Genomic DNA, 23,717 nt, shown 5'->3' on the forward strand with positions numbered 1-23,717 from the left:
CGTGGAACAATTAAGAAGTTCCGAACGGGCAAGCAATCCGATCTGATCAAATGCCTGAATCCTATTATCAGAGGATGAGTGAACTTTCAGAAGTATAACGTATCTTCGGTTGCATTTAGATATGTGGACTGGCAGACATTCAAGGCGCTATGGAGATGGTGCCGACGTAGACATAAAAACAAACCAGCCGCATGGATAAGAGATAAATATTTCCACAGAATCGGAAACCGTAGCTGGACTTTCTCTGAAAAGCTGACGGAGGATAATTATCTCGCATTAGTATATGCAACCGACACAAACATTACCCGTTTTACACGTATTAAAGCGGAAGCGAATCCCTACGATGAAATTTGGATGGAATACTTCGCTGAACGCAAAAATAAATCCTACAGCAATTTCAAATTTGTATACGAATGATATACAACCGGCTTATTGTGGCAGCAATAGGCTTTATAAGGCTTGAGCCGTATGATGGGAAACTATCACGTACGGTTCTTAGGGGAGGGAAGGACAGTAATGCTCTTCTCTTACCCGACTATGCCAGTGTAGAAATGCTATACCATCCGGAATATGCCGGGTGTCCCATGGCTGTAGGCGGGGATCCGGAAGCCAGGCATGGGATTATATTGACCGCCAATTACATTGCAAAGAAAAAGGGGGTAAAGACTGGACAGGCACTCTGGCAGGCAAAAATAGCCTGTTCGGATCTTGTGATTGTTCCACCCCGGATGGATCTGTATCTAAAGTTTTCTTCTATGTTAAGGGAAATCTATGGAGAGTATACGAATCTGGTTGAACCGTATGGATGTGATGAAGCCTGGTTAGACGTTACGGACAGCACAGTTTTAAAAGGGGGCGGAAGGAAAATCGCAGAGGAGATAAGCAGGAGGGTGAAAAGAGAACTGGGAATTACAGTCAGCATTGGGATTTCCTGGAATAAGATTTTTGCCAAGCTTGGAAGTGATTACAAAAAGCCTGATGGGATTACGGCATTTACGAAGGAAAATTACAAAGAACTGCTCTGGAGACTTCCGGCTGCAGATCTTTTGTACGTCGGACGTTCTACCAGAAATACATTAAACCGTTATGGGATTAAAACAATTGGCGAGCTTGCCCTGTCGGATCCTAAATTTCTGGAACGTTTATTGGGAAAAATGGGTCTGGTGCTTTATACTTTTGCAAATGGATGGGATGAGTCGCCAGTATCACCCCAGGGATATGAAGCACCTGTTAAATCTATTGGCAATAGTACCACAACTCCCAGGGACTTGGAAAATAACCTGGATGTGCAGATTGTATTGATGGCGTTAGCGGAAAGTGTTGCAGCCAGGCTTCGAAAACATGGGTTTAAATGCAAGGTGGTATCCATCAGTATCCGGGATAATGGGTTATATTCTTTTTCCCGGCAGAAAAAGTTAGAGCGTCCCACGGATATTACAAATGAGATTATGAAAGCTGCCAACGAGCTCTTTCGAGAACATTATAACTGGCAGCATCCGATCAGAAGCCTGGGCGTTCGTGCAGAAAGTCTGGTATTATCCGATATTCCTATACAGTTTAACTTATTTGTGAGCGAGGAACAACGAGAAAAACAGGAGAAAATGGATCAGGCGGTGGATGACATCCGCAGACGGTTTGGCTATTTCAGTGTGCAAAAAGCTTTTATGTATCAGGATAAAGCTCTTGCAAGTCTGGATGCACAAAGTTCCCACACGGTTCATCCGATAGGGTATTTTAATGGGAGGTAATTGGTAAATGGAAAATGCAAAAGTATATGTGGATGTCCTTGTCAATTTTGACAAAGATGGAACTATGAGCCCGGTGGACTTTATCTGGGAAGATGGGGAAAAATATCATGTGGACCGTATTCTTGCAAGGGAGCGCTGTGCTAGTCGAAAAGCAGGTGGAACCGGAATTTGTTACACCGTAATGGTGAATGGAAAAGAGAGTCATTTATACTATGAATTTGATAAATGGTTTATGGAGAGACGATGCTCCTGATACATGAAGCTGCAGACTGTCAGAGAAAACGAAAATACAATATATGGAAACATGTAATTGACGCACACTATATATTGTGCTATTCTATAATCGAATTATCGTTTATGCATAGCACTCTATACAGGGAAATTTAGTTCTGGTGCGAATCAGAAGCAATCATTTGAGACAATAGATCTGGAAAATATAGAAAGACATCAAAAACCTGGAATGGATTTTTGGTGTCTTTTTTTGTTGTCAAAAATTCCAGAATCCAGGCAAAGGGAGCAAATACAATGGAAAGGAGTTACTGGATAATTCAAAAAAAATATAAGCATATCGGAGGAAGAACATGGAACAGAAAACTTTGGAATACGAAGGAAGTCTGTGCAAAGAAGAACTCATTTTGAAAGTGGATTCTTATCGTTGCAAAAACAGGCTTTTTATCGCAATGATCAAGAAAAAAGATCAGGAAGAGGAACTGTATGACATTTTAACAGTAAGCTTGCCAGCTGAGAATATAAAAATAAACGAAGCATTTATCTCAGATTTTGAGTGCAAGTATAAGCTTTCGTTTATCCGAAAATACAAGCTTGGAGAAGTGCTGCAAAGAGTGGAGCATTCTGGATTTTGTGATTATCGGCTGGTGCGTTTTGATTTGGAAAAGCTGGCAGAATATGATCGGGAAGGCGTAAAAAAGTTTCTTGCAGAACAGGAAGGAGGACATGCATAAATGGAAAATGCCGGGAACCGAAAAACTTTAGAACTATAAAGAGGGTGATGGCATAAAAGATGAAGAGTATGCAGGCTATTATTGCCTAGTACTGGCAATTGTGTGCGGGCTGAACGCAGCGGAGGCCTGGAAGATCTATCAATATGGACCGGATCATCCGTTAAGTAAAAAAATCCTGAAGCATAAGATCAGGGATTCCTCCCTGAAAAAGCTGAAGAAAAAAGAGCAGGAAAAAATGATGAAAAAGCTGTTTCTGGAAGGATACAGTAAAAATGCAATTGCAGAAGCGTTTGAATGCTTACCGGAAACCGTAACAGCAAGAATCAAAAGAGCAGAGGAGGATACGAATGGAACATAGAAATATAAATACAGTTGGAACGATATTTAATGACTTTTTAGTTTAGCTTTAAATGATGAAATATTGCTCAAAATTGACAAATCCGCTAGATATATAGGTGGTGAAGTTAATTCTATTATGAAATGTGACGAAAATGGGAATATTGATCCAAATGTGAATGTGCGCGTTGCATTTACGTTCCCGGATGTCTGTGAAATGCTGTTTCCATCTAAACGCATTTACATCATATAGTGCTATGTAGTATCATCCAGTACATGATATTGTGTGTCATTTGATACCATTTAACACTAGATAACACTCAATAACACACGGAACCAACAATTTTTTTGAACACCAAATGTGACAGTTTCCAGGTTAATTTTTGTCCCCTTCATTGATCTTTTAATACTATTACATGATACCTGGTATTATGTAATAACTTTTTTCTTACCTGTGCTGCCATCTAATACTATTTAGTCACATTTGATACTATTTCAACAATCAGTTTTCAAACAACCTCCCCTTCAAATCACCACTAAGTTATAACCTGCCAAAGAAAAAAATGTTTTCCCTTTTATTGATGTGTTACATATTAGTTATGTAGCCGTTTTAGAAGGGAGGACGGTTTGCAGAAAAGCAAGGAATCCCTACCTCTAAGTGAAGCGTAGGTAGTGGGAGGAATTGTAGAAGAAGCTTAACGGCAGTGGTGTGCGGAGTAATCGGTATCCCCGCTGATACGTGGAAAATCACTATCGGTATCAGGCCGATCTTTTAGCCTCTGTAATATACCGGATGTGAGTTAAAACAAAATTGAATAAAATTATTTTGGATAAAGAAAATATTTTGTTGAAATTTATTGACAAAATTGTGAACAAATGCTATATTGATAGTGGCAATTACATAACCAGACGCGGTCGGATTCAAATGTGAATCTGTTTAAGGAAATCCAGTGTGACTCTGGAACTAAACCAATGAGTGTTTACCTGTGTGAAGCAAAGATGCTTTGAGTCAGCATATCCAACACGTTGTATAGGCGGAGCTTCCTGCGGTCAGGAAGACTCCGCTTTTATTGTCTAAAAACCGTTTTCTATAATCAAAACACTTGCCCGATGCTTAAGTGTATTTGAATTTGGAGAATGGTTAGAAAAAGGAAGGAGGGGCCTAAGGCTAAGGCAAATGAAACTCTATTTCTAAAAACTAAAATGTGTAGAAGACAATTAATTGTCTCAAGAAGGGAGAAATCAAGTATGATGAACAAAATGATCAAAAAAATTAGTTCAGTAGCACTCGCAGCAGCAATGACTCTTAGCACTGGTGTCGCAGCTCAGGCGGCAACATTAAAAGTATATTTTAGAGAGTGGACACAGGGTGAATCTGATAATACTTATCTTGGAAAACCAACTCTTACTACTTATGGAACTGAACCAGTACTTGAAGTTTCCGGAATCGAAGCTGATATGACTTATAAGGAAGCATTAGATGAAGCGGTTGCAAATTACAATGGGAAATATGTATTGGGATGGAATGAAAAAAACGACCAGTATTTGGACTATATTGTCATCAGCGGAAAAAAAGTGGGTATTAAAGGTGAAAACACCAATCCCAAATATGATTCCAATAAGAACATGATTAGCGCTACATGGGTAGGCAGCTCATGGATGTGGTACCCGGGCTCTGACATTGAGCTGGAAAATACATCTTCATATCCCAAAACAACTCTTGGAGAAACATATGTTCCTGTAAAAACAGCGAATAACGACAAAGAAATCGTTTCTATGGTATTGAGTTACGATACAACTCATTTCTTTTGGACAAACGAAGGTAACAACTAATGAAAAAGAAAATTTGTTCGATATGTTTAGTCTCTTTAGCAATGTTAGCTTTTGCGCCTCTTAACACGGGCGCAAAAGCCCTAGAGGATTCGTTTTACAGTGAAGAACAAGTTGAAGAAAGCACTGGTATATCGGATTTTTTAGAAAAAGATTCTGATGACTTTACATCTGGTGATGAAGAGATTACCGATTCATTTTCTTCACAAATAGAAGAACAAGTTGAATCAAATAATGATGAATCAAATAATGACTGGACTCCATTAGATAACGAATCCAAAATATCTTTTAAATACGACAGTGAAACAAAAGTGTTATCATTTAAAGCTTCTGAGCCGGCAGCTTTACCTGATAATACTCAAGATGGAAGTACTAGCAATTGGTATTTAAAAAATGCAGAAGTTGCTAATGCGGTAACAATAGAGATTGGAGATAACATTACCAAAATAGGAGAGAATAATTTTGATAATCATCTAAACGCTTATCCCAACATAAAAAATGTTATTTTAGCTTCGTCTGTAAAGGAAATTGGATATGCTGCTTTTTACAAGGTATCGTCATTACAGTCAATTAATTTAGAATCGGTTGAAACATTAGGACAGGCTGCACTTTCTAATACAAGTATAGAAAAGGTTTCCTTTGAAAAACCAGAAGTAACAATTGGCAAAACTGCTTTTTCTAGTTGCGGATTATTAAAAGAAGTGACGATTAAAGGCAAGCCCAATATTGGAGATTCTGCTTTTGAAAAATGCTCACAGTTAAATTCTTTTGTATGTGATTCGCCTATTTCTAAAATAGGGGCAAAGGCGTTTATGAACTGTAGTGAATTAAGTTCATTTAAAGCTGAATCTATCACAGAAATTGGTAATTATTCATTTCAGTATTGTACAAATTTGAACCAGTTTGATTTTTCTGGTACAGAATCTATAGGTCGTAGTGCTTTTGCGTCTACAGCTATTGTAAATGTTGATTTTTCTGTATTGAAAAAAATTGGAAGATCTGCATTTTCCAATTGTTCTAATTTAGCTTCTATTTGTTACTATGGAAGTGAATCGGAATGGAACTCTATTGCTATTAGAGTTGGTTATACAGAAGCAACTTCTATACATTATAGAGGAGATACGGTAGAAGCAATGCCGGCAACATGCACTGAATCAGGTTGGAAGGAAACCGGTGTTTGTAACGTTTGTGGGAAACATTATTCCGATAAAAATAATGCAGATAATATAATTCCTGCTCTAGGTCACCTCTATTCTGAAGAGTATATTGTGGATATAGAACCAACTTGTACTGTAGACGGAGAAAAGAGCAAGCATTGTACACGAGAAGGCTGTGAAGCGAAAGATGATGTTCAAAGAATTGACGCACTTGGACATGATTATGTTGAAACAACAGTAGCAGCTACCTGTACTGAAAAAGGAATTCTCACCAAAACCTGCAACAGATGCAACGATGTTATTACAGAAGAGATCCCAGTACTTGGACATGATTTCGCCAAAGACTATACAGTGGATAAAAAAGCCACCTGTACAGAAGAGGGTGAACAGAGCAAGCACTGTACTAGAAAAGACTGCAATGGAAAAGAAGATATCCAGAAAATTCCTGCACTTGGACATGACTATGTTTCCAAGGTAACAAAAGAGTCTACCTGCACTGAAAAAGGAAGCCTCACAAAGACCTGCAGCAAATGCGGTGATGTTATAACTGAGGAAATCCCGGCACTTGGACATAAGTTTGGTGAATGGAAAGTCACAGTTGATGCAACTGTACTTGCACCAGAGCAGCAGGAAAGAATCTGTGAAACCTGCGGTACGAAAGAGACAAAAGAAGAGGGTACTGTTTTAACAGCAACAGCTAAAGTAAATGCAACAACAATAAAGTTAAAAGTAAAACAGTCCACTTCTGGCTTAAAAGTAACAGGTCTTGCAAAGGGTGATTCTGTAAAAACATGGAAATCCACCAATACCAAAATCTTTACCGTAAAAGGAAAAGTAAATGGAACCTGCAAGATTACAGCAAAGAAGGCTGGCACTGCAAAACTCCAGATTACTCTTGCAAGTGGTCTGAAAAAGACTGTAACTGTGAAGGTACAGAAAACTGCTGTAAAGACCACAAAGGTTACCGTAGCTAATACAAAAGTAACAGTTAAGAAGGGCAAAAAAGTCACCCTGAAACCAGTGGTAACTCCATTTACCTCCAAACAGAAAGTTACTTACACCACTTCCAACAAGAAGATCGTCACTGTTTCTAAGAATGGTGTCATAACCGGAAAGAAAAAAGGAACAGCGAAGGTCACTGTAAAATCCGGAAATAAATCCGTAAAGGTAACTGTAAAAGTAAAATAAGCACCAATAATGGAGGCTCTTCTTCCGTAAGGAAGAGGGGCCTTTTTTAAAGGGAAGGAGTCTGAAATAAATGAAAAAAATAGGACTATGGAAAAAATTAGCCAGTTGGCTGCTTGTTTTTTTGTTGGTTCTGCAAATTCCGGTAAACGTGTTTGCGGAAGGATGGATCAGCGAAACTAATATTTCTGCAGATAACGATTTTGCAGAAACGGAAAATGCTGCTAATGTTGAAGAGGAAGAAAACACCGATTTTATCGATGATGAGAAAATAGAAGAAACAGAAAATGATGGTTTTACCGATTCGGAAAACCCGTCAGAAGAGGAGAATGCTCTTTTTAATGACGGAACCGATCCGGAAGAATCTAACGAAGAAGCCCAAGAAATACAGGTTACTGTAAGTATCAGTAAAGATGGTAAATTTCTAAATGATAAAGACGGTGATCCAATGGCTGGACGTACTCTTACACTCACAGGTAAAAGTACGTATAACATGGATGACGCATTAAAGTTGGCTCATGATCTCTATTATCCAGGTGGTTCAGAAGCTGGATATGATTATCATGCGGATAGTGAAGGAATCTTTGATGGTGTAATATACAAATTGTGGGGCTACAATAAAGATGATGTTCCATACATTAAGTCGGCTTTAAATTATGATAATAGTAATCCGGGTTCTGCTCTTAGTCGATCAGTTCAAAATGGAGATAAGCTACATTTTTATATACAGGCACGAAAGGGAGAAGATAAGTTTGCCTTTTTTACGGAAACATCACCTACATTTACGCAAGGACAGGAAATTACGTTACAGTTAAAACAATGTAACGATGTGGGCGTAAGCTTTTCAAATTGTTCTGGTGCAAATATTTATATTGATGGGAAAAAGCAAGAAGGAATTTTAACAGATTCGGAAGGAAAAGTGACGCTTCCAGAACTGGAAGCAGGCCGCACTTACTTTATTACAGCCGAAAAACTTATAACAACATCTGAAGGCATAGAAGTAACGGATATTTCAGCTGCATATTCAAATGTTACAGTGGTTCCGTCCAATGAACAATCTGGAAATTACATTAATAAGATACATTTGGCTATAGAAAAAGCAGACGCAAAAAAAGAATTTGAATGTTCTCCTTTAGATGAAACAGCATCTTTATGGTTACCGGCAGAATTGCATGATGGAAAATTCTATGCAAAACTTGAGCTTACAGATAATGTTCCAGAAGATACTGTTGCTTATGCTGTTTACTCAGATCCACAAAATGGAAGTATATATCGAGTAAAACTTACAGAAGGAAAAGAAACTTACTTAAAGAATACTGTTATTTTTCAATGCTCGAACGTCACTTCTTCAATTGGATTTGAAATTCGAAAAAACGGAGCTGTTTTGCAATATGTAAAAGTTCCGATATATTATAGGGCCCATTTGACAAAAGTAGAAGTGAAAGATTCTTGGGGGCACAAACTTGAATCTGGGTTAAAAGATACGATAGAAGATCAGAATCTTGAAATAAATGTCCCCTCAAACTCAAAATATTTTGATTTGTATGTAAACACAGGTTATGGTGGTATAAATGAAGTCCTTTATAACACAAACAGGCTTAATGTTACCGGGGCAGAAACTGTTTCTATCTCTACAGGTGTCCGCTTTTTTCCAGATTGGGAACATTATGCTGAATGCAGAATTTCTTTCATTTTAAAAGAAAGTGATATAAATTACTTATCAAAAGATACAAACTATACGATAACCATAACTCCTGGAAATATAGATTATACTCCAGAACTAACCATAAATATTTCTGGAAAATACGGAGATGTTTATGAGAATTCCGAATCTCCTATTTTGACGGCAAATGCAGATGTTTTAAACCCTGAAGAAGGAGTATTAAGTTATCAATGGTATTATGTCGTTTTACCAGATCGGGTTTATGTTCCTGATTATATTAGTTTTGATAAATACGTTAAAGTTGATTGTGAGGAAAAAAGCTATAAAGTTCCCACGGATTCCACTTTCTCTACAAGATATTACTGCTGCATTGTCAATTATGAAATTGATGGAAAAACATATTCTTCAAAAAGTAAATTTACAGAAATCGCAGTAGTATCAAATGAACTTGAAATTCCAGAGATAGAAAATCAACCACAGTCTATTTCCTGGATTAAAGGAAAACCTTTAACAGAAACGTTAGACGTTAGCTTAAAAACAGTAGTTGGTCAAGGAAATGCGCAGTATCAATGGTATGAAAATACTGAAAACAATAATGAAAGTGGAATCGCTGTTGCAGGAGCAACCAAAAGTTCTTATAAACCGCCAGTTTCTGAAGCTGGAACCACCTATTATTATTGCCAAATTTGGTATGAGCGTAACGATTTATTTTATGAACAAGGGAAAAAAGCAGAAGCGAATACTTTAACCAGTGAAAAAATAGTTTCTGATCCAGTTGCTGTCATCGTCACAGAAGAGCCTCTGCCTTGGGAAGGAAATGGCTCAGAAGAATCCCCTTACCTTATTAAATCAGCTTCGGATCTGGAAGCATTGCGTGAAAAAGTAAATAAAGACGGATTTGCTTTTTCCGATGCTTATTTCAAACTGGATGCGGATATTACTCTTCCAGATGGATGGAAACCAATCGGTGCTACTAAGGATGGTAGGGTAAACCTGCAGGAAGGTGCAAACTTAAATGCTTTTAGTGGTATCTTTGATGGAGCCGGTCACACAATTACAGTTCCAGAGGATGGACTTCCGCTGTTTGGATATGTCAGAAATACTAGAATTCGTAACCTGAATATCTATGGAAAGAAGATTGCTGGTTATGGTCTGGTTAATAATTTTGAAGGTGTCGGCCTTTCTGGTAGTGCAGTTGAGATTGATAATGTAACTTTAAAGAGCGGATCCAGTACCTTAAAATCCGGTCTTCTGGGAGCAAATAAGACTGTAAATGGTTATGCCGGTTGTTCCGCTGCATTTGTAGCAACCATTACAAACTGTACTATTGAAAAGGGAGTTGTCATTGGATATGACAAAAACCAAAGACAGATCGGTGCCATTGCAGGGCGCATGCAGGGAACTATCAAGAACTGTGTGAGTTATGCAGATGTTTATGGAACGGATTATGTAGGTGGTATCATTGGAACCCGTGATAATGCTATGGGAACCTGTGAAGTCATCGGATCTGAATTCTATGGTACAGTAACTGCTTCTGGGCAGCATGCCGGAGGTATTGTTGGTGGCGGATATGATAGTTCTTCAGCTCCAAATGGAACAAAGGTTACCATTAATAATTGTGTGTCTGAGGGAACTGTCACAGGTTCTGATAAAGTTGGCGGAATTTTAGGTGGAGATACCTATGTGGCACAGACCTGGGATAACTGTCAGTATTCCCTTAGAAATAATTCCTTCACAGGAAAAGTCCAGACTACTGGTGAAAATGCTTCCTATATAGGCGGAATCATTGGTTTCTATGACAGTCTGAACCGGATCGATGCGATTTCGAATAATTATTATTCAAAGGATTGCGGAGCTACAAGTGGTATTGGATTCGTAAAATATATTGATACCAGTAACACTTCCCATGAGACATCAAGCGGATCTACCTATTTTAATACAGAAAATGGTACTACAGACTGCCCGGATGTAAACGGCTGTGGCTGGAAAACCGGATTTAACCGTACTGACGATCCTCTCGGGGCAGATATGGATAAACTGTTTTCTACAGAAGGTCTGCGGATTACAGTAGATTCCCTGGAGCTTAGCGGCGATTACCGTACTACATTTGATATTGGGGAAGACCTTGATTTTACCGGAATGCAGGTAAAAGCCCTTATCAGTGACGGTACCGAACAGGAAATCCCGTGGACAGATCTTACTATTGAAGGATATAACAAAAATCAGCGTGGCGAGCAGACCTTAAAGCTTTCTTATAAAGAAGCTTTTACCCAGCTGACCGTAACTGTTTTGAAGAAAAATGCAGGAACGATCACCGTCAGCCTTACCCTTCTTGGAGACAGCGTACATAACAGTGATACAGATGGAACCTGCCATACCTTATATAAAGGTAACCTGGAAACCTGGATCAAAAAGACAGATTACAAGGTAGATGGAAATGCAAATGTGCTTGCAGTATTAAAGACTGCTTTTGCAGAAAATAACATGACCTATCGTTCTGCAAAAGAAGAAAATTATATTGCCGGAATCACCCAGGCAGGAGAACCAGAACTTGCTGAATTTACAAACGGGGATTATAGTGGATGGATGTATACTTTAAATGGTATCCATTCTGATCTTGGCGTAAAAGAGCAGTATCTGGAAGATGGGGACGAGATTGTCTTCCATTATACAGATGACTACCGGAAAGAACATGAACATGAGTGGTCGGAAAGCTGGTCTTATGACTCAGGATTCCATTGGCATGAATGTGTGTCCAGATATGGGACCTGTGATATTACCGATAATACCAAAAAAGGCGGCTATCAGAAGCACACCTTCGGAGATGGTAAGATAATAACTGCAGCTACCTGTAAAGCAGAGGGAAAGAAGGAATTTACTTGTCTGGTGTGCGGCTATACAAAAACAGAAGTTATTCCAAAAAACAGCCAGCATTCCTATGATACTGGAACCGTCACCAAGCAGGCCACCTATACTTCAGCCGGGGAAAAGGTTTATACCTGTACTGTATGCGGGGTAACTAAGACAGAATTGATCCCGATGCTTACGCACGATCATAACTTTGCCTGGACGGTCATTTCCCAGGCCACCGTATTTGCTCCGGAGAAACAGGAGGGTATCTGTACCATCTGCGGTGCTAAAAAGACACGGGATAACGGAAGCAAGCTGACCGCAACCATGAAATTAAATGTAACGTCCATTAAACTTCAGAAAAAACAAAGCACTACGAAAGTAAAGGTTACTGGTCTGGCAAATGGTGATTCCGTGAAATCCTGGACTTCCAGCAATAAAAAGATCGTGACCGTGGATAAAAACGGCAAGATCAAGGCTGGTAAGAAGACTGGAAATGCGAAGATCACTGTAACATTAAAGAGTGGCAAGAAAGCCATCTTAAAGGTGAAAGTACAAAGTACGAAAGTAAAGACTACGAAGATAACTGGTTTAAAAACCAATGTCACCTTGAAAAAGGGCAAGAGTCTTACTTTAAAACCAGTTGTTGCTCCAATCACTTCCCAGGAGAAGGTTACCTACACCACTTCTAATAAGAAGATCGCAACCATTACGAAAAATGGGGTGGTAAAAGCAAAGAAAAAAGGTAAAGTAACAATTACGGTAAAATCTGGAAAAGTTACAAAAAAAGTAAAAATAACTGTCAAATAAAAACAAGCAGCAGTAGAAGATTCGTATGTCTTCTACTGTTGCAATATAAAGGTAAAGAAAATGGGCAGGATAAATTAAAAAGGAAATTATGAAATACGATATAAAAATAAGAAAAAGAATTGCTATAATCCTTTGTTGTTTCCTCTTTTTTAGCAGCAATTTCGCTATTGGCTGTGGAACTGATAAAAATTCCGGGGAACCGGCTGCATGTATCATATCTATTGATTGTCGAGCTGTGCTTGATAACATGGACGACCTAAAGGAAACCAAAAAAGAATTTATTCCAAATGACGGCTGGATTCTTTCATCAACAAGCGTGGAATTTACAACGGGTGAAACTGTGTTTGATATTTTAAAGGACATTTGCGAAAAGAATGGAATACAAATTTCTTCCAGATACACGCCTTTGTATAACAGCTATTATGTTGAAGGAATCAATCAACTCTATGAATTCGACTGCGGCAAAAAGTCAGGGTGGATGTATAGTGTAAATGGAGTGTTTCCAAATTATGGAGCGTCTTCATATAAACCTAAGGATGGAGACAAGATTGAATGGGTGTATACTTGCAATCTCGGAGACGATGTAGGAAATCATTACGAAGAAAAATGATTTCGTAAAGGCACTTTTCTCGTAAAATAAGATCCAGCTGTTTATTCTCTAAGAGTTGACGGCTGGACTTTTTTCGTATGTCTAAAAAGAGACAATAATGTATATTCTCTATTTGCACGATGGAAATGCCTATTTGCACGATGGAAATGCCTGTTGTTGACAGTTATTGGCAAAACTGTTATAATTTTCTAATTAATAGTGGTAGAATAATATCAATTTGACAAAAATTCTAAAAAGCATCTTATTAAACGCGGACATATACATTTATAAATGTATTAAAAGATTGTTTTTTGGGAAAGAAAGGCAAAAACAGAATAACCAGGCGTGGTTCGGTTTATAAGACCGATTTAAGGAAATCCGGTGCGATTCCGGAACTTCTTTTCCCTGTATAAAACGTTAGTCTTTTGTGAAAGACTGTGCGGAAACGTTTTGAGTCAGCATATCCAACACGTTGTATAGAGGTCGGAGGCTCATGTGTACAATGAGGCTCTGTTTTTGTTGCCTAAAAGCAAAAGGAGAAAGACATAAATGATTTTATACCCAGGAGAAAACAGTTGGAATACCGTGCGTTTAGATAAACGAAATTATACCGCACAAAAAGCTAAGGAGCAACAAAAGGAATTGATCAAAAGAATCCCTGAACAATATATTTATATTGATGATAGATGCTTTAGAAATGCCGGCAGAATGAAGGAAGTAATACTTTCGCCTCAATGCAAAATAATTGGAAAACAGGCTTTTGAAAGCTGTCAGTTTCGAAAAGGAATTGATTTTCCCGATACTCTTATAGAAATTAAGAAAAGAGCATTTGCAGAAAATCATAGTTTAAGACAGGCTATTTTTCCATCTTCCGTGAAACGCATAGGGGCACAATGTTACCGGGAATGTAATAATCTAAGAGTTGCAAAATTTGAGAAAAATAGTAATTGCACAGTAATTCAAGAAGGAGTTTTTGATTCATGTGTTAAGTTAAATGAGGTTGTTCTTCCAGAAAAAACGAAGGGAATTGAAAGACGTGCCTTTTATAGGTGTAAAGAATTGAAAAAAATCATTTTTCCAAATACGCTCAGAAAAATAGGGGATGAAGCTTTTTACTTTTGCGGATTTGAAGAACTTCACCTTCCTGATAAGCTTGAAGAAATAGGAGACAGCGCATTCTTTCGATGTAACAGTTTAAAATATGTCTTTATCCCTAAAAGTGTGAAGTCAATTGGCCGGTGGGTATTTCATGGCTGCAGCAAATTGGTATATCTGGAAATTCATCATGATCCAGAATATATAGGTCCTTGGATTGTCAATAAAAGTTGTACGATCCGATGTTATAAGGGTAGTAAAATGGACCATTATTGTGATGAATTCGGATTAAAGAGGGAGTATATCAGTGCCAAAAGCATTATTGATAAATGAAAAAGGATTTAAAATCGATCATTCTGCGGAGAATTTCATGATCGACACATTTTCTCTATATCATCCATTTATAAATTTTTTCTATTTTTGCGTGGTGTTGCTTTTTTCAATGTTTAATCAGCACCCTGTCTTTCTTGGAATATCTTACGCAGGAGCTTTTTCATATGCTGTGCTTTTAAATGGCTGGAAAAAAACAGCCAAGCAAAGTTTCCTTTTTACCCTACCTTGTTTGACTATTATAGCACTTATGAACCCTCTTTTTAATCATTATGGAGTCACTATGCTCTATTATGTAGAAAGCAGTGGAAATTGGATCACACTTGAATCGCTTGTATATGGTATCGTTCTTGGGGCGGTAATGTTCGTTGTCATTCAATGGTTTTCTTGTTATAACAAGATCATGACAACAGACAAATTTATTTATTTATTTGGAAAACTGATCCCTGCACTTTCACTTATTTTATCAATGGCTTTGCGATTTGTTCCGAGGTTTTTGGGGCAACTCAAATTTATCCGAAATGGACAAAAAGCCATGGGAAAAGACATTTCCGAAGGAAAGCTTTTTGACCGAATCCATGCAGGGCTAAATATGTTATCCATACTTATTACCTGGGCACTGGAAAACGCCATAGAAACTTCAGATTCCATGAGAAGCAGGGGGTATGGATTAAAAGGAAGAAGTGCTTTTTCTATTTATCATTTTACACGGAAAGATAAGTATGTCTTTGGAATTATGATCGGTTTATTTGCAGTGTTCACAGCAGGCTGTATGAGAGGAGCCTCTTATGCTACTTATGATCCTCGAATTATTCTTGCGGGTTTTTCGATAAATGGATATGAGGCTCCAGTAGTTGCTTCTAAAGCGTGGACGATACTTACTTATGTAAGTTTTGGCATTTTTTGTTTTCTTCCAATAATAATCGATATAATAGAAAGCATCAGCTTTTCACGCAGTCGAAGGAAAAGTGTTGCGGATCTTGAAATGACTTACAAAAAAATCTATGAAACTCTGGAAGAGGAAGGAACTGTTTTATGAATCTTGTAGAAGTGAAGGATTTCAGCTTTTCATACCCGGAATGTTCTCACAAGGTTCTGGAACATGTAAATCTGAAAATAAAAGAAGGAACTTTAAATGTGGTCTGCGGCAGAAGCGGCTGTGGAAAAAGTACGCTGCTCCGTCAGCTGAAAACGGTACTGGCACCCGCTGGAAATACAAGCGGGCAGATCCTTTACAGGGGTGTTTCCCTGAAAGACACCGATCACAGGACACAGAGCCAGGAAATCGGTTTTGTCATGCAGAATCCGGATAACCAGATCGTGACGGACAAAGTATGGCATGAACTTGCCTTTGGCCTGGAAAGCCTGGGCTGTGACAATGCCACCATCCGTCTTCGGGTTGCAGAGATGGCAAGCTATTTTGGAATCCAGCAATGGTTTTACAAAAATGTAGCGGAATTATCAGGCGGTCAGAAACAGCTGCTTAATCTGGCAGCGGTGATGGCTATGCACCCGTCTTTATTGATCCTGGACGAACCGACTTCCCAGCTGGATCCCATTGCAGCTTCGGATTTTCTGGAAACAGTCAAGAAAATAAACCGGGATATTGGAACCACAGTCCTGCTGACGGAGCACCGGCTTCAGGATATTATCCCCTATGCAGACCGCATTTTTGTGATGGATGAAGGCGGCGTATTTATGGATGGAACTCCAAGGGAGATCGGGACAGCCCTTGGCAGGCAAAAGCATGGCATGTTTCTTTCCATGCCGGTTCCCATGCAGATATATGGGGAGACCAGGAGCCGTCTTACCTGCCCCCTTACCGTAAGCCAGGGAAGGCAGTGGATCCAGGAGTATATAGAAGAAAAAGGAATTACCAAAGAGCAGATCCAGCAGGCAAACCAAAGACTTGCCGGATCCACTCATGCCCAGGATAATAAACTTCCTGGCGAAACAGCAGGATCCGAAGGAAAAGGGATTCTTGCAGGCTTGAAATCGAGAAACCACACACCAGAACCAGCCATCCAGATGAAGGGGGTATGGTTCCGTTATGAAAAGGATAGTCCCGACGTAGTAAGAGACTTGTCCTTAGAAGTAAAAAAAGGAGAATTCTACGCCCTTGTAGGCGGAAACGGAACAGGAAAGAGTACTACGTTGTCTCTTCTTAGCCGTGTTCATCAGCCCTATAAAGGAAGAATTTATCTGGAGGGGAAAGACCTCCGCTCCTTTAAGGATAATCAGCTGTACTGCGGATATCTTGGGGTAATGCCCCAGAATCCCCAGAGCATTTTCCTGAAAAAGACCGTACTGGAGGACCTGTATTCCGTGATCGGCGGAAAGAAGGAAAAGCTGTCCAAAGAGTACAACCTTTCTATGAAAAAGGAAAAAGCCATCGAAGGGATCGTCAGTCTTACCCATTTGAATGGACTGCTTGACCGTCATCCCTATGATTTAAGCGGTGGGGAGCAGCAGCGGCTTGCCCTTGCAAAAGTGCTTCTCCTTCGCCCGAAGATCCTTCTTATGGATGAGCCTACCAAGGGAATGGACGCGGAATACAAAGAAGAGCTTGGTGGAATTCTGAAGAAGCTGCAGTCCCATGGAATGACCATTTTCATGATCTCCCATGATGTGGAATTTGTAGCAGAATATGCGGATACCACAGGGCTTTTCTTCGAGGGAAATATTGTGACAAGTAAAAAGACAAGAGACTTTTTCGCTGGAAATAACTTCTATACTACTGCGGCAAACCGTATGGCGCGGGGACTGTTTCCAGAGGCAGTTACTGGGAAGGATGTGGTAGCATGCTTGCTGGATCAGAATTAGACCAGTTTTTGGATGAGTTCTTTGGCGAGGAAGAGAATACATCATGCACTGCCGGATCCGAAAACCAGAAAAAACTTAATCTTTTTACATACAGAAAAGGGGAGGCTTCAGATGAATTAGAAGAATATACTCTTCCATCAGACGGAATGATCATCCGTCAGATGAACCGGCAGAGAAAGGTGAGCCGCCGTACCTGGTTTGCATTTGCAGTTATGCTGATCGTAGTACCGATCCTGTTATTCTTTTCCGTGAAAATCTGGGGAGGACGAAAATACCTGCTTTGCAGTCTGATCGTGGTGATAGCCGCTATGCTTCCCTTTTTCATGATGTTTGAAGGCAGGAAGCCAAAGGCAAGAGAGATCATGGTGATCTCTGTATTAGCTGCCATTGGGGTAGCAGGACGCGCCGCTTTTTTCATGGTACCAAGCTTCAAGCCAGTGGCTGCCATCGTTATCTTAACCGGGATCTCCTTTGGCGGAGAGGCAGGTTTTCTGGTGGGAAGCCTTACTATGCTGATCTCCAATATGTTTATGGGGCAGGGTCCCTGGACACCCTGGCAGATGTTTTCCTTTGGAATGATCGGATTTCTTGCCGGGATTTTATACCAGAAGGGGATTTTAAAAGCCAGGAAGTTAGATCTTTGTATCTATGGATTTTTGAGTGTGTTTTTAATTTATGGCGGCATTATGAACCCTGCCAGTGTTCTTATGTCCTACGGGTACATTACCAAAAGCAGCCTGATCGCTTACTACATTTCAGGCGCGCCTGTGGATCTGGTACACGCAGTCTCCACGGTGATTTTCCTGTGGCTCCTTAGCCGCCCGCTTCTGGAAAAACTGGAGCGGATCAAGGTAAAATATGGACTGATACAGGAACCGGAGAACCGATAATCTGAAAATAGATGTAAGTGGAATTTGATTTTTAAAAGAAGGAGAAACGAAAAATGTTAAATCCCAGAAAGAAAAGGAAGGAATGTTATTTTGCCGGAATACTGGCGGCGGCAGCTGCCATCAGCCTGTTATCCGGCTGCGGTGGTGGGACACCGTCCTTAGAAGAAGCGCTAAAGAAGACGGCTTCTTACGAACAGACAAGCATTCCCTCCCCGGCTTCTGACTCCCTTGGCGGTGAGTGGGCAGTGATCGCACTGGCACGCTCCGGCGAGCAGGCAGAGGACGGTTATTACGAAAAATATAGGGCGAACCTGGAAAAACGGGTGAAAGAACAATCTGGCGTACTTAGCGAAAACCGTTATACGGAATATTCACGGGCGATACTGGCTTCCCGGGCAATTGGAATCGATCCTGCTGATATTGGCGGCTATGATCTTGTGAAGCCATTAGAAGACTTTGATTCCGTTACAGCCCAAGGATTAAATGGTGCTGTTTTTGCCCTTCTTGCTTTAAACGCAGACAGAGCAGACACCAACGGAGAACTGGAACAGAAATATCTGACTTATATTGTAGACCAGGAAAAACCGGATGGAGGCTTTTCCTTAGATGACAGCTCTGATACCGCAGATGTGGATCTGACTGCCATGACCTTACAGTGTTTAGAGCCCTATGCCACAGAGGAAGAAATCAGTGCCATCATTGACCGGGGCGTGGAATTTTTAGCGGACGCGCAGGCAGAGGATGGCGGCTATGAGGCGTATGGGGATAAAAGCTCTGAGTCCGTTTCCCAGGTGATCCTTGCACTTAGCACGTATGGGATCGACTGCAACAAGGATGCACGTTTCCAGAAAAAGGAAAAAGGGCTTTACGACACCCTGATGGAGTATTATAAAAAAGATGGAAGCTTTTCCCATGTATTAGATGGGGACAGCGATCCCATGGCTACCGACCAGGCGTTTTGTGCAATGGCGGCATATAGCCGGTTTTTAAATGGCAAAACCAGTTTTTATGATATGAGCGAATCCAATTGACACACAAGAAAAAGAACCTGGATCAGTTAGTGAAAAAAGGGCAGGAGGAAAGAAATGGCAGATAAGATCACACAGCTTCAGAAGGAGCTTGGAACCATTATAAAAGGAAAAAAAGAAGTTACGGACAAGATCATCATGGCAGTGCTGGCAAGAGGACATGTGCTTTTGGAGGATGTTCCTGGTGTTGGAAAGACAACCACAGCTTTGGCACTTTGCCGTTTTATGGGAATGGATTTTAACCGGATCCAGTTTACTCCGGATGTAGTCCCTTCCGATGTAACCGGATTTACCATGTACGAAAAACAGACAGGCAAATTCATCTACCGCCCAGGTGCGGTGATGTGCAACATGCTTCTGGCGGATGAGATCAACCGAACCTCCAGCAAAACCCAGGCAGCTCTTCTGGAAGTCATGGAAGAGGGAAAGGTAACGGTGGATAACGAGACACATCCCGTTCCCCAGCCCTTTGTAGTCATTGCAACCGAGAACCCCACGGGCTCTTCTGGAACCCAGATGCTGCCGGAATCCCAGTTGGACCGATTTATGGTAAGCCTTTCCATGGGTTACCCGGATCACGAAAACCTGGTAGAGCTGCTTCGGGACCGGCAGACAGCCAATCCGTTGGAGAGGGCGAAAGCAGTTATTACAAAAGAAGAAGTCGTAGATTTACAGGATCAGGTACAAAAGGTATATATGGCAGATTCCATCCTGAACTATATTGCAACCCTTGCGGAAGCCACCAGAAACCATCCTATGATTACACTTGGTCTTAGCCCCCGTGGAACCCTGGCTTTATGCCGTATGACAAAGGCGGCTGCATTCATGGAAGAACGGGATTATGTGATCCCGGAAGATGTAAAAAAAGTATTCACAGATGTAACCGCACACCGCATGATTCTGGATTCCAGAGCCAGATACCAGGAGCAGAGTGCGAAGGACATTTTAGAAGAGATTTTAAAGGATACACCGGCACCGAAGGTAGAGGGATAATGAAAAACAGGATTTTACTACTCATATGGTTCATACTGCTTGCCTTGGCTGCCATTTTTACTGGAGCCTGGGTATATGCCGTTCTTTTGCTTTTATCTGCCCTTGCGGTAGTGGCTTTTTTGCTGCTTGGTTTCTTTTTCGGAAAAAAGATCACCATGAAGCTAAAGCTCCCAAAAGCAGCGGAACAGGATGGAATCTGGAAAGGAAAGCTGCAGATCGTGAATGACTCTGTCCTTCCGGTATTTTTAGGAAAAGGCAGCCTGCATCTGGAAAATCGTTTTACTGGGGAACAGATGGAGCTTCCATTTTCGTTTTCCCTTAAAGGAAGAGGGAAAAAAAACATTGACTTCCAGGGAAAAAGCCAGTGGTGCGGCTGTATTTACGCCACCTTACACACCTGGCGCTCCTATGATTTCTTTGGTCTGGCAGGGCAGAAGAGGAAGGCTGAGTTGTCCGCCAGTACGGTGGTGATGCCTTGTGAGCAAAAGGAAGATTTTCGTTTTCTCACAAAAGAGGGCTTTGACATGGAGAGCTTCCGCTATTCCGGAGCCCGTCCCGGGGATGATCCTGGGGAGACCTTTGATATCCGGGAATACCAGGAGGGGGACAGTATTCGTCAGATCCACTGGAAGCTGACGGGCAAGTTAGATAAAATGATGATCCGCCAGAGAAGCTTCCCGGTGGATGATACGGTCCTGATCCTGGCAGAGCCATTTTTAAAAGAAAAAGCCCCAGCCGTAGCACAGACGCTTGGAGAAGTGTTTGCGGCAGTCTTAAACAGCTTTTTAGAACAGGGCATTTCCTGCCAGGCTGGTGTTTTTGACCACAGCACCGGACATTTTTACATTGAGAAAATACGCACCCGCGAGGATTATGAAAATATTCTCTATTTATTCCTCCGTCACACAGGGGAGGGGGAAAGCCCCTGTACCATCACGGAATATCTTCACACTCCGGGAGAGCAGAAGTTTGCAAATTATATTTATATTACAGGTACCCCAGAGGAGGAAGACCTAACAAGTCTTCGAACCCGGGGGGAGGTAACCGTTGTAGGCTGTGGAATCACAGCGGATAAAGGAGAAACCATCACATGGAAGTATGGATCACAAGACAAGAAGAAAAACATAGAAGATACCTGCCCGGTATCCTGCTGGAAAGTATCCTGATTTTTCTGGTAAACGGCGTGGGTACCTTTGCGCTTTTGCATACCCTGGTTCCGTCTGTGAATGGGATTCCTTTTTTGGTGAGTGTCGCTGTCACCGTCCTTCTCTGTGGCTTTCTTTTCAGGCTTCGGGAACATTTTTGGGCTGCGGTTTTCTCATTAAGTGCAGCTTCTGGAATCTGCCTGGCCGTTTTTTCAGGCGCGCTCTTAAATGGATTCCTTTCACTTTGGAACCAGCTTGCAAATGTTCTTGGGAAAAAAGCAGGGATTTACCTTACCATTTACCAGATAAAGGAATCTGGGAATGCAAATGAAGAGCTGGCAGTCCTTATTTTCCTTGGCATTGCATGTGGGCTGCTTGGCTTCTTAATCCTGAAGCTTCGGTTATATGTGCTGCTCCTTCTTTTTGCAGCACTTCTTCCGGTGGTTCTGGTAAAAACCAGCCTGCTTCCAGATACCAGGCTTTGTCTTGGCTTTTACGTGGGAACCCTGTTAGAATTAAACTATATGACCAAAAACAAAGGGGAAAAATCCGGTACCGCTTCTGACGTGTCCGCTTTTTGTGCAGGGGCACTTGGGCTTCTTCTGGTTTTTGCTGCCGGAGGGGGATTCCTTCAAAATCTGGTGCCAAAGAACGATTACCAGGATTCTAAGCTTGTGGCAAATGCCAAAGAAGAGGCATTAAATGGACTTTTAAGGCTCCGCTATAAAGGACAGAAAGCCAATTCCCTCCCGGACGGAAATTTAAAGCAGATGGGATCCTGGAGTGCGTCTTCTGACACTGCACTGGAGGTGACTATGGAGCAGCCATCTTCTTTATACCTGCGCGGTTTTGTGGGAAGCGTTTACGACGGTTCCTCTTGGGAGAGCATTTCCACGGAAAAGGCCTATGAAGAAAAAGACTTGTTTTACTGGCTTCATAAGGATGGCTTCTATGGGGAAACCCAGCTTCAGAATGCAAGAAATCTGATTCAGGATGATTCCCTCTCCAGTGGGGCGGAAACCATCACCATAAAGAATAAAACTGCAAGCAGCAAATACCTCTATACTCCTTATGAGCTTACGGATCTTCCAGAGGGCTATACGGGCGAAAACGCCCAGGCGGACAGCACCCTGAATGCCAGAGGGCTGTTTGGAAAAAGAACCTACCGCTTTTCCTCCCTTGGAAATCTGGTAAGTGATTTTACCACCCTTGGGGCAAAGGTTTATCAGACATTGACCGCTGGCAACAGTGCCGGCGAGGGCGGTGTGGATGCCGTCAGCATCTACCGAAGCCAGGAGAGCTATTACAATACCTTTGTTTATCAGGAAGATACCGCTCTTCCAGCTTCCTTAAAAACCCTGTTTCAAACAGAACTTGGAGATGGCGGAAACCGTGACGAGGGACACACGGATTACTATACGGCCATCACCAGGATCCGTTCCTATCTGGAAAAGAACATGACCTACAGCTCCCAGACCGATGTATTTTCAGAAGACGGGGATTTTACCGAGAATTTCTTAACCACCTCCAAGATCGGGCACAGCGTCCATTTTGCGACAGCAGCGGCTCTGATGTTCCGTTACTATGGCATTCCTGCCCGGTACGTGGAAGGGTACTTAATTACGCCGCAGGATATAGAAGGAAAACAGGCTGGGGACACCATTGAAATCCCAGGCACCAACGGACATGCCTGGACAGAGATCTACGTGGACGGGCTTGGCTGGATCCCTCTTGAAATGACACCTTCCTATTACGGCGTCATGGAGGAAGCCAACTTAAAAACAGGACTGGAAGCCAAAGGAAAACTGGCAGCTTCGATCCCGGAGACAGAATCACAGCCGCCAGTGGAAGAGAACATCCGTACCAATTTCAGCTTGAAGCTGGCATTGTTTGGAATCGAAAAATTCCTCCTTCTGTTTTTGATCGTATTTGATACGTTTATGTTCTTATTTATCCTGGCTGTAATATTCCTAAGAGCAGTTACAAACCGAAAGAGAAGAAAGTGCTTTGCTTCCCAGGATACCAAAATGGCAGTCCGGGCGATGGCTGGCTATGCCAGAACGTTATATGAGCATGGAGAACAGTATTCCCAGGAAACAACATTACTCTATAAAAAAGTCACAAAGATCGGACAAAAGGCAGCGTTTAGCACCCATCCGGTATCAGCCTCCGAACGCCACGATACGGCAAGCTGTATCCGGCATTTAAAAAAGGAATTAAAAGCATCTGCAAGCTGGTATGACAGATGGATCATGAAATACATTGAAAGACTTTATTGACAGG

The 23,717-nt window shown here is 41.3% G+C and carries 17 protein-coding genes; all 17 read left to right on the top strand.

All coding sequences use genetic code 11. The features are described from left to right. Positions 1 to 78 precede the first annotated feature (78 nt). Positions 79 to 417 (top strand): group II intron maturase-specific domain-containing protein, encoded by a 339-nt coding sequence (locus AB5618_RS13895; protein ID WP_368366849.1) that lies wholly within the window; start codon positions 79 to 81, stop codon positions 415 to 417. Positions 418 to 434: 17 nt separating this feature from the next. Next, positions 435 to 1,748 carry a DNA polymerase IV gene (locus AB5618_RS13900; protein WP_294427326.1) on the top strand — a complete coding sequence of 438 codons (1,314 nt, stop codon included), beginning with the start codon at positions 435 to 437 and terminating at the stop codon, positions 1,746 to 1,748. A 7-nt stretch (positions 1,749 to 1,755) separates the two neighbouring features. Next, a complete protein-coding gene (locus AB5618_RS13905; RefSeq protein WP_148462976.1) occupies positions 1,756 to 2,001 on the top strand; it encodes a hypothetical protein in 246 nt (81 codons plus the stop codon). A gap of 328 nt (positions 2,002 to 2,329) precedes the next feature. Next, the gene (locus AB5618_RS13910) at positions 2,330 to 2,710 is read left to right on the top strand and encodes a DUF4313 domain-containing protein (protein WP_173736684.1); all 381 of its coding nucleotides are present in this window, start codon (positions 2,330 to 2,332) and stop codon (positions 2,708 to 2,710) included. 100 nt (positions 2,711 to 2,810) lie between these two features. After that, a complete protein-coding gene (locus tag AB5618_RS13915; RefSeq protein ID WP_226815952.1) occupies positions 2,811 to 3,068 on the top strand; it encodes a hypothetical protein in 258 nt (85 codons plus the stop codon). Between the two features lie 1,226 nt (positions 3,069 to 4,294). Then, positions 4,295 to 4,879 (top strand): hypothetical protein, encoded by a 585-nt coding sequence (locus AB5618_RS13920; RefSeq protein ID WP_148462979.1) that lies wholly within the window; start codon positions 4,295 to 4,297, stop codon positions 4,877 to 4,879. Next, entirely contained in the window at positions 4,879 to 7,221 is a 2,343-nt protein-coding gene (locus AB5618_RS13925; protein WP_148462980.1) for a leucine-rich repeat protein, read from the top strand. Before AB5618_RS13920 ends, AB5618_RS13925 begins: the two co-directional genes overlap by 1 nt. 70 nt (positions 7,222 to 7,291) lie before the next feature. Continuing rightward, complete coding sequence (locus AB5618_RS13930) at positions 7,292 to 12,541, top strand: Ig-like domain-containing protein (RefSeq protein ID WP_148462981.1); 5,250 nt, start codon at positions 7,292 to 7,294, stop codon at positions 12,539 to 12,541. Positions 12,542 to 12,629: 88 nt separating this feature from the next. Then, positions 12,630 to 13,151 carry a DUF4430 domain-containing protein gene (locus tag AB5618_RS13935; RefSeq protein WP_148462982.1) on the top strand — a complete coding sequence of 174 codons (522 nt, stop codon included), beginning with the start codon at positions 12,630 to 12,632 and terminating at the stop codon, positions 13,149 to 13,151. 528 nt (positions 13,152 to 13,679) lie between these two features. After that, the gene (locus tag AB5618_RS13940; protein ID WP_195590242.1) at positions 13,680 to 14,558 is read left to right on the top strand and encodes a leucine-rich repeat domain-containing protein; all 879 of its coding nucleotides are present in this window, start codon (positions 13,680 to 13,682) and stop codon (positions 14,556 to 14,558) included. Further along, positions 14,533 to 15,594 carry an energy-coupling factor transporter transmembrane component T gene (locus AB5618_RS13945; RefSeq protein ID WP_272092324.1) on the top strand — a complete coding sequence of 354 codons (1,062 nt, stop codon included), beginning with the start codon at positions 14,533 to 14,535 and terminating at the stop codon, positions 15,592 to 15,594. The genes AB5618_RS13940 and AB5618_RS13945 overlap by 26 nt, the downstream gene beginning before the upstream one ends. Continuing rightward, positions 15,591 to 17,378: an ABC transporter ATP-binding protein gene (locus AB5618_RS13950; RefSeq protein WP_148462984.1), complete on the top strand. Its 1,788-nt coding sequence runs from the start codon at positions 15,591 to 15,593 to the stop codon at positions 17,376 to 17,378. Before AB5618_RS13945 ends, AB5618_RS13950 begins: the two co-directional genes overlap by 4 nt. Then, on the top strand, positions 17,357 to 18,268 hold the full coding sequence (locus AB5618_RS13955) for an ECF transporter S component (RefSeq protein WP_207745112.1): 912 nt from the start codon (positions 17,357 to 17,359) through the stop codon (positions 18,266 to 18,268). Before AB5618_RS13950 ends, AB5618_RS13955 begins: the two co-directional genes overlap by 22 nt. 53 nt (positions 18,269 to 18,321) lie before the next feature. Beyond that, positions 18,322 to 19,299 carry a prenyltransferase/squalene oxidase repeat-containing protein gene (locus AB5618_RS13960; protein WP_148462985.1) on the top strand — a complete coding sequence of 326 codons (978 nt, stop codon included), beginning with the start codon at positions 18,322 to 18,324 and terminating at the stop codon, positions 19,297 to 19,299. A 54-nt stretch (positions 19,300 to 19,353) separates the two neighbouring features. Next, on the top strand, positions 19,354 to 20,289 hold the full coding sequence (locus AB5618_RS13965) for a MoxR family ATPase (RefSeq protein ID WP_148462986.1): 936 nt from the start codon (positions 19,354 to 19,356) through the stop codon (positions 20,287 to 20,289). Next, entirely contained in the window at positions 20,289 to 21,455 is a 1,167-nt protein-coding gene (locus AB5618_RS13970) for a DUF58 domain-containing protein (protein WP_148462987.1), read from the top strand. The genes AB5618_RS13965 and AB5618_RS13970 overlap by 1 nt, the downstream gene beginning before the upstream one ends. After that, positions 21,380 to 23,713 (top strand): transglutaminase domain-containing protein, encoded by a 2,334-nt coding sequence (locus tag AB5618_RS13975; protein ID WP_148462988.1) that lies wholly within the window; start codon positions 21,380 to 21,382, stop codon positions 23,711 to 23,713. The genes AB5618_RS13970 and AB5618_RS13975 overlap by 76 nt, the downstream gene beginning before the upstream one ends. Positions 23,714 to 23,717 lie beyond the last annotated feature (4 nt).

Origin of the sequence: Ruminococcus sp. J1101004sp1_RTP21198st1_B9_RTP21198_201120 (genome assembly GCF_040924245.1) — a bacterium.
GTDB lineage: Bacteria > Bacillota > Clostridia > Lachnospirales > Lachnospiraceae > Blautia_A > Blautia_A faecis.